The organism is Microcoleus sp. PH2017_05_CCC_O_A (assembly GCF_020738785.1).
In the GTDB taxonomy this organism is placed as follows: domain Bacteria; phylum Cyanobacteriota; class Cyanobacteriia; order Cyanobacteriales; family Microcoleaceae; genus Microcoleus.
The window spans coordinates 1-7,865 of the sequence record NZ_JAEQCB010000211.1 but is presented as its reverse complement, the minus strand read 5'-3'; the positions used below and the strand labels follow the sequence as shown (position 1 = coordinate 7,865).

8 protein-coding genes are annotated in these 7,865 nt (G+C 47.0%); 7 read left to right on the top strand and 1 reads right to left on the bottom strand.

From position 1 onward, the window contains the following. Window positions 1-373 precede the first annotated feature (373 nt). The 7 genes from JGK20_RS31370 to psbM all read left to right on the top strand — a co-directional run bounded on the left by JGK20_RS31370 (window position 374) and on the right by psbM (window position 6,416). Window positions 374-592, top strand: a complete 219-nt coding sequence (locus tag JGK20_RS31370; RefSeq protein ID WP_293233400.1) for a hypothetical protein — start codon at window positions 374-376, stop codon at window positions 590-592. 247 nt (window positions 593-839) lie between these two features. Continuing rightward, window positions 840-1,115 carry a hypothetical protein gene (locus JGK20_RS31365; protein WP_293183895.1) on the top strand — a complete coding sequence of 92 codons (276 nt, stop codon included), beginning with the start codon at window positions 840-842 and terminating at the stop codon, window positions 1,113-1,115. Next, complete coding sequence (locus JGK20_RS31360; RefSeq protein ID WP_293183893.1) at window positions 1,112-1,480, top strand: clan AA aspartic protease; 369 nt, start codon at window positions 1,112-1,114, stop codon at window positions 1,478-1,480. Before JGK20_RS31365 ends, JGK20_RS31360 begins: the two co-directional genes overlap by 4 nt. A gap of 363 nt (window positions 1,481-1,843) precedes the next feature. Then, a complete protein-coding gene (locus JGK20_RS31355) occupies window positions 1,844-3,322 on the top strand; it encodes a DUF512 domain-containing protein (RefSeq protein WP_293206687.1) in 1,479 nt (492 codons plus the stop codon). 140 nt (window positions 3,323-3,462) lie between these two features. After that, complete coding sequence (locus JGK20_RS31350) at window positions 3,463-5,364, top strand: TolC family protein (protein ID WP_293217154.1); 1,902 nt, start codon at window positions 3,463-3,465, stop codon at window positions 5,362-5,364. Window positions 5,365-5,759: 395 nt separating this feature from the next. Further along, window positions 5,760-6,056, top strand: coding sequence for a 2Fe-2S iron-sulfur cluster-binding protein (locus tag JGK20_RS31345; RefSeq protein ID WP_293151570.1), 297 nt, complete (start codon window positions 5,760-5,762; stop codon window positions 6,054-6,056). Window positions 6,057-6,302: 246 nt separating this feature from the next. Next, on the top strand, window positions 6,303-6,416 hold the full coding sequence (gene psbM, locus JGK20_RS31340; protein ID WP_193970859.1) for a photosystem II reaction center protein PsbM: 114 nt from the start codon (window positions 6,303-6,305) through the stop codon (window positions 6,414-6,416). A gap of 98 nt (window positions 6,417-6,514) precedes the next feature. Here the strand turns inward: psbM and JGK20_RS31335 are convergent, their stop codons facing one another. Next, entirely contained in the window at window positions 6,515-7,369 is an 855-nt protein-coding gene (locus JGK20_RS31335; protein ID WP_293183883.1) for a universal stress protein, read from the bottom strand. Window positions 7,370-7,865 lie beyond the last annotated feature (496 nt).

Below are 7,865 nucleotides of genomic sequence, written 5' to 3'. Positions count from 1 at the left end.
TGTGACTCAGAAAATTGCCAAGCGATCGATTAAATCTTTGATGCCTCAGCATTTAGCGAGTTTGTGTTTGATGGTGAGTTTGTGGTATGCGATCGTGGGTAACTAAAATAACCATCATCAAGTTCGTAGTGCGGACTTTAGTCCGCAGGATTTTGCGGACTAAAGTCCACACTACAAACGGTCTCGATCGCGGTCAATCGACCGGACATGATATGATATGCCCATGTAAAGCAGTATGACATTGAGCAGCAAGCTTTCACCAATCTTGGCAGCAAGCAATGACCGGACAAACATTACCGCTTTTTCATCTGACCGGGAAGATTTAGAAAGCACATAGGACTTACGCACGAGAGGTCAGAAACCCGGTTTCTCGGTGCTTATTGAAAATGCTGAAATATTTAAGCTAAAACAAGCTATGTCAATACCGAGAAAAGGAACAAGAAAAATCATAGTTGATGGAGAGCATTTCATCTGGCTAATCCGCAGACAACCTACTTATACACAAGAATGCTTTCATGGCGGAAATCTTCATGTTGCAGTCGATCGACCGATCGACCTCACCCTCAAGATTGTCTTCGATCCAACAAAGTAATACCAGTAACACCCTCTGATGTAGCACAATGGATACGGCAAGCGATGCAACTCGGATGGCAGCCAATGCGATCGGGAATAACTTTTCGCGTGCAAATTGCAGGGCAGTGTATGGAAAAAATATAATGCTTTATGCTGTTGCCCAACATTAAGCATTATATTAAAGCTAATTCAGTTGATTTGGTAAATGTAAACATCGTCTGAAAGTTAAAAGTGTATAATTAAGTTGACAACCACAGAGAACTGCGATGACTATTCTGAAACCCCGTTATAGCAAGCAAGAGTTTGCACGACTTGGCGATGAGATATACGATCGCATAGTGCGATCGCAAGTTGAGCCGAGTAACAAAGGTAAAATTGTGGCGATCGATATTGAGACATCTGCATGGGAGATCGATAGTAACGAGATAGTTGCCTGTAGCCGACTCCGAACAAAGTACCCCACTGCTCAGATATGGATCGTGCGCGTTGGTTCAACCTATGTGCGTCGTTTTGGTGCCGGTCGCATCCAAAAAGCCAAATGATTACAGGAGTAGTTAACGGCGATTATGAACCAATTCTTCGCATATCCATCTACAGCAATAACGGTGAACTATACGAGCGAGATGCTGTTGTAGATACGGGTTTTAATGGCTGGCTATCTCTACCACCAGATTTGGTTGTTATTTTAGGATTGCCTTGGCAGAGACGAGGACGGGCAATACTAGCTGACGGCAGTGAGAGTATATTTGATATCTATGAAGCAACTATTCTCTGGGATAGTCAGCCAGTTACTATACCAATTGATGAAGCTGATTCAGATCCACTTATTGGTATGTCATTGATGGATGGCTACGAGCTAACAATTCAGATTGTAGACAGCGGTATCGTAACTCTCAAAAAAATATAAAGTCTAACAAATTACTACGCTCGATGCTGGGCAACAAAGTTGACAAAGGACGCTAATTGTGATAATAATATTTACACATTCAAATATATATAGCCTTTCTCAAAAAGATGAGGTATGACTGACAGCTTGTATAACCAGTTCAACTAAGAGGGCCCAAGCCCAACAACATACCTCATCTTTCTGAGAACCGCTATAGTTATCGACCCACTCCAAACAAAGAAACCGGGTTCTCAACCGAGATAGAGGGCCTCAAGCAAGTATTTGGATAAAAACCAGGTTGTCGATCGCCACCCGTGCGTAAGTCCTAATCTCCCAAAAATTGTCAAAAATAATTTATTAAATATAAAAAATCATCGCGAACTTATGAGCGAATTATCAACCAGACCAGCCCGAATTACCAAAGTTATCCCCGACAGCATCTGCGCCGAAATGGGATTTGATGCCGGAGACTCCATCGTTGCCATCAACGGCCAAAAACCCCGCGACTTGATCGACTATCAATTCCTGTGCGCCGATGAATTTCTGGAACTAGAAGTTTTAGATGCTAAAGGCAAAACTCACAAGTTGGAAATAGAAAAAGAGTATGACGAAGACTTAGGTGTGGAATTTGAAACCGCCCTCTTCGACGGATTAATTCAGTGCAACAACCGCTGTCCTTTTTGCTTTATCGACCAGCAGCCTCCGGGAAAGCGCGAAACTTTATATCTCAAGGATGATGACTACCGCCTCAGCTTTCTTTATGGCAGCTATCTGACTCTCACGAATCTGACTGAAAAAGAATGGAACCGAATCGAACAAATGCGGCTTTCTCCTCTTTATGTTTCCGTGCACGCTACGGAACCGGATGTGCGAATTCGCTTGTTGAAAAATTTTCGGGCTGGGAAGATTTTAGAACAAGTTAAATGGTTTCAAGAGCGCCGCTTGCAAATTCACGCTCAAGTTGTGGTTTGTCCGGGGATTAATGATGGCGAACATTTGGAACGCACTTTGTTGGATTTGGCAAAGTTTCATACGGGAAATATCCCGGCTGTGGCTTCGGTGGCTGTGGTGCCGGTGGGTTTGACTCGCTTTCGTCCTGCGGAAGATGAATTGATTGCTGTAACTGCCGAAAAAGCGCGGGAAGTTATCGCGCAAGTGCAGAAAATTCAAGCTGTTTTGAGTCAAGGGAAAGGCGGTAAAAAGGCTAATAAAAAAAGTTCAAAATTCACCCCCCCCAGCCCCCCCTTACTAAGGGGGGGAGAAGAGTTAGAAGATTTAGAAGATTTAAACTTCCCTGTGGTAAGGGGAAATTCAAAATCGCGCTGTATTTGGCTGGCTGATGAGTGGTTTTTAATCGCGGGTTTGGATTTGCCGTCGGCGGCGGATTATGAAGATTATCCCCAAATTGGTAACGGTGTGGGTTCGATTCGGCAGTTTATTGGGCAGTTTGAAACGGCTTTTGCTAAGCTGCAACCGCTGCCGGTTATTGGGCCGCGCCGGTTGGTTTGGGTGGTGGGAAATGCTGTTGAAAAGGCTTTTTTGCCGATCGCACAACAACTAAACCAAATTCCCGGCTTGTCTGTCAACATGGTGGCACTGTCCAGCCGCTACTGGGGACAAACTATCACTGTTACGGGTTTGCTCACCGGGCAAGATTTACTCGAAGCTTTGCAGGGAAAAGACTTGGGAGATGGTATCCTCCTGCCCTCGGTTATGCTAAAACAGGGGGAACCTCGTTTTCTTGACGACATGACGGTAGAACAGCTCGAAAAATCGCTGAAAACCCGGATTTGGCCGGTAAGTGGCGTAGAGGAACTAATCTCGGGGGCGATCGGTCTGGCAACTGCTGAAGTTCAATTGTAAATTTTGAATCAAGCCTTTACAAGCAAGACAAGTACGGTAATTGTGACTTGCAACTGTCGAGTTCAGGAACCAAACTAGAAACTTGAGACCTCAATCTTGCTCTAAAATTGTCTCTAGAATTGCAAAGTAATTAAAAAATTATGCGTGTTTTTCGTCAAATCGTGGTGGTCGGAGTGGGCGCTGCAATTACTTTCAGCAACGCCGGACAGAGTGCTTCAGCACAGCCTCCGGCTCAATCTCAGGACGGTTCCCCCCTTAGCAATCCGATCGAATTAGCGCAGAATATTCGATCGACCTCCAACACATCCTCAGAACCAACATCAGAAGATCCACAACAGTCGATCGCCCAAAACCCACCAACCTCGGAGTCTCAGGAACCTGGGGAAGCTACGGCAGCAACTCTCCCAACCGAGTCAGACCAAGCATCAAAGCCCCAACAGGCTGCTCCGGCTGCCCCATCAACCCAGCAGCAGGAGTATTTGGCGCAGTCTCCAAAACCAGCACCGGCAAACAATCGGCAGAAACCTGTCCCGAGCAACCCCAACAATGTTCCGGTGCCGAATTTGCCAGCACCAGTTCCCCGCGGCACTCCGAATGAAACTTTCCCGCCTCTGACCCCGAAGGGCATTTTAGACACCAAGCCCCCGGCTTCCCTAGCACCCAACCCGAATCCGCTACAGTTTCCGACAAAGCCCGAGGATGTCAGAATCGAGGAAATTCAGTCAATTACTTTGCAGCAGGCGATCGATCTGGCCCGCCGCAACAGTCAAGTTTTGCAAATCGCCCAGAAACAAGTCGAACAAAATCGATCGGGCGTGCGCGAACAGCAGGCTGCTTTATTTCCAGATCTGACTTTTCAAATGGCCGCAACCCGCCAAGTCAGCGCCAGCGGACAGATTGGAGTGCAGACTCGACTTCGCCAGAATGCAAATTTACCCGTCAGCCGCCAACTTCCGACCAATTCTCCCGAGTTTCAAAATTTCGGCACCATCGGTCTCAACAACACTTTACAGTTGAGCTACGATCTAGACATTTTCGGCCGCCGCAACGCTAATATCCGCGCGGCTAGGGAACAGTTGCGCTTTCGGGAACTGGATTTGGAACGCCAAGCCGAGCAACTCCGCTTCGACACTGCTGAGGCTTACTACAACCTGCAAAACTCCGACGGACAAGTTGCTATCCGCCAAGCTTCGGTGAGAAATGCCCAGCAAAGTTTGCGGGATGCGGAAGCTTTGGAACGCGCCGGGGTGGGAACCCGCTTTGCTGTGTTGCAGGCTCAGTCAAATGTGGCCAACGAAGTGCAGCAACTGTCCGTGGCCCGTCGCGATCAGCGAGTGGCCCAGCGGCGGCTGGCTGAGATTTTGAATATCAGTCAGTCGGCGAACTTGACGGCGGCTGACCCGGTGGAGCAAGCTGGCTCCTGGAGGCTGTCTTTGGAAGAGAGTATCGTGCAGGCTTTTAAGAATCGCCCTGAGTTGGAACAGCAGTTAGTACAGAGGAATATCAGCCAGCAACAGAGGCGATCGATTCGGGCGGGGGGGCTACCTCAAGTTAATGTCACTGGTTCCTACAACTTTCAAGGGCTAACTACTGACGATACGAGACCGTTTTCAACTCGCGGCTGGGCCAGTGGGTATGCGGTACAAGCCAATTTGACTTGGAATTTCTTCGACGGGGGCGCGGTGAAGGCGAGGGTGAAGCAGCGGGATGCCGATATCTCGATCGCCGAAAGTCGATTTGACCAAATCCGCAACCAGGTGCGCCGAGAAGTTGAACAAGCTTATTTTGGTTTGGAGTCGAGTTTTGAGAATATCGAAACTTCTGAAGCCGGAGTTTTGCAGTCGAGGGAAGCTTTGCGTCTGGCCAGACTCCGGTTTCAAGCTGGCGTCGGCACTCAGACGGATGTGATTCAGGCGGAAACGGATTTGACTAGGGCTGAGAGAAACCGATTGTCGGCAATTGTCAACTACAACCTGGGGCTTTCGTCTCTCCAGCGCGCTGTGAGCAATCTTCCCACTAATAACCTCTCGGATGCTCCTTGATATCAGTTGACAGTTGACAGTTGACAGTTGACAGCGACCTCGACCTGTACCTTGAAGGAAGAGGATTGGAGGAATGAATAGTCTGATTTTAATTTCTCCCGACAATGGTTCCGGCTTTCAACCAATTCTTTCTGGTAAAAAAAGCCCACTGTACCTCAACTCCAAGCCACGATCTGCATCAGTCAATCCCACTCATCACTCATTCCCAATTCTAAAATCTAAAATCTAAAATCTAAAATGGGTTGGGTTGAGTTGGGTTGGGGCTATTCCTTGTCGGGATAGCTAGGCCACGTGTCCTTGAATCAAAAAAGGCAATTAGACATTTGTTAAATATCCGACACTTCACTTAATATTTTGTAATAGAGTTCTATGTCAACTGCGTTAAGGGATCGGCAATGGCTAATATCAAGTTTGTGAAGGAAAATCAGGAAGTCATCGCAGCAGACGGAGCCAATTTGAGATTCAAAGCTCTAGAAAACCGCATCGACTTATACACGTTTTCGGGAAAGATGATGAATTGCGGGGGCATCGGTCAATGTGGCACCTGCATTGTGGAAATTGTTGAGGGTAGTGAAAATCTGTCGCCACGCACTGACTTTGAGAACCGCAAGCTCAAGAAAAAGCCCGAAAACTATCGGTTGGCTTGTCAAACTATGGTCAACGGCCCGGTGAGCGTCAAGACTAAGCCTTAACTGCCGGTGGGCGAAGTGAAGCGGAGGGATGGGGGATGGGGCATGGGGCATGGGGCATGGGGCATGGGGCATGGGGCATGGGGCATGGGGCATTAGGAAATAAAAATTCTTGGATTTTGAATGTGGATTTTTTACCTATTCAACTGTCTGGTGCTACCTTCTGCTCCATTCCAGTTTCCCTTTTGCCTTTGAGTGATATCCTAGTGGTGTGTATTTTCCTATTTTCCGATACAGGCGGGGGTCTTCATGGAAGTTAACGATTTAGGGTTTGTGGCAACCATTCTGTTTGTATTGGTTCCCAGTGTTTTTCTAATCATTCTGTACATTCAAACCGCTAGCCGTCAAGGCGGAAAAGAGTAGCAACTGCTGCTATTTATTTCTGGTGAAAGCTAGTTGTAAAAAAAGCGCCAACAGTTTTTTGCTGGGGCGCTTTTTTGTTAACTATTAGTATTGAGAGTTTAGCTGACGATCGTCCGGGCTAGCAAGACGGGACAGTTGGCGTAGACTCGCACGTAATCTGATAGGGAATTTCCTAGGAGTCGATCGAGATCCAGGAAATTTTTAGCAACGTTTGGCCGCCGATCCGGGGAACCGATGACCAACAAATCTGCATTCACTTCCTCTGCAATCTGACAAATTGCTTCACCGGGCTTACCTGTAGCACTCACGCAACGGTAGCTAACTCCCATTTGTTTCGCCAGTGCTACTCCCTCAGCCAATACGGGGTCTTTTTCAGCATTTGCTGTCACATCTTCGGTGTATTTTCCCGTCAAATCTTTGGTGACGTGTACTAGAATTATCTGCCCGCCACTCACTTCTTTAACCAAAGATAGCGCAAGCTGCAATGACTGTTTGGCAGATTCTGACTTGTCGAGCGCCACCATGACGCGCCTAATTTTTTTGACGTAGATGTCGTCTTTTACTAACAACATCGGTCTCGATGTTAGCTGGAAAACGTACTGACTGACTGAGTTTTCCAAAATCGATTGCAGCCGTCCAAATCCCCGCGAACCCATAATTACTAAGTCGGATTGTTCTTCTTCTGCGACTTGGCAAACTGTGGTTTTCGGGTCTCCCTGTTTCAGCCGCGGATTGACTTTGCTGGGATCTATTTTCAAAGACTGCACTGCTTGTGCTAAAATCTTTCCTCCTTCTTCCAACTTGTCGGCCATGCCATCGGAAGTTACTTGCTGCGGCACGACGTGCAAAACGGTGACAGAGCTTTGTTGCAAGGAAGGGATGTCCATCAACATATTAAACATCTCTTCGCACAAGCCGCGACCGGCGACGGCTACTAAAATTTTTTCTATCATGGTTTTTGGTGTGAAAACAGTTGAGTTTTGTTGTGGGGCGCTCTTACTAGGGCGTTGTTATACCAATTTAATGTGAAGTTGCACATATCTTGATCCCCCTAAATCCCCCTTAAGAAGGGGGACTTTGAGCGGAATCTTGTCCCCCCCTTATTAAGGGGGGCTAGGGGGGATCGGATTCTATGCAGCTTCATAAAAAATTGGTATTACTCTAGTGGGTTAATGTTAAGCATAAGCCTGAAGTTTGCTTTATGATTTGTAGAAATGTAGCGTTTTGGAACAATTTGTAACGTGTTAGAGAACGATCGAACTCAACCAGAACTTGCAGCGGCTGGCGCTATTCAAAAGCGGTCGGGGATGATGGACTCGGAGGGCTGGTTTGAATATTTGGTGCGAGTCTACCGCTCGTAAAAACATGGACAAAGCTACCCAAAAGTAGTCAATGTTAGACATCTACGTTGGTAATTTTAGTCCACAGTCCTAAAACTACAGGAATAAA

What these genes read in the sequence shown, in the direction of transcription:
- JGK20_RS31365 (WP_293183895.1), top strand. Translation starts at nt 840, where the DNA reads ATGACTATTCTGAAACCCCGTTATAGCAAGCAAGAGTTTGCACGACTT.
- JGK20_RS31360 (WP_293183893.1), top strand. Translation starts at nt 1,112, where the DNA reads ATGATTACAGGAGTAGTTAACGGCGATTATGAACCAATTCTTCGCATA.
- JGK20_RS31355 (WP_293206687.1), top strand. Translation starts at nt 1,844, where the DNA reads ATGAGCGAATTATCAACCAGACCAGCCCGAATTACCAAAGTTATCCCC.
- JGK20_RS31350 (WP_293217154.1), top strand. Translation starts at nt 3,463, where the DNA reads ATGCGTGTTTTTCGTCAAATCGTGGTGGTCGGAGTGGGCGCTGCAATT.
- JGK20_RS31345 (WP_293151570.1), top strand. Translation starts at nt 5,760, where the DNA reads ATGGCTAATATCAAGTTTGTGAAGGAAAATCAGGAAGTCATCGCAGCA.
- psbM (WP_193970859.1), top strand. Translation starts at nt 6,303, where the DNA reads ATGGAAGTTAACGATTTAGGGTTTGTGGCAACCATTCTGTTTGTATTG.
- JGK20_RS31335 (WP_293183883.1), bottom strand. Translation starts at nt 7,369, where the DNA reads ATGATAGAAAAAATTTTAGTAGCCGTCGCCGGTCGCGGCTTGTGCGAA.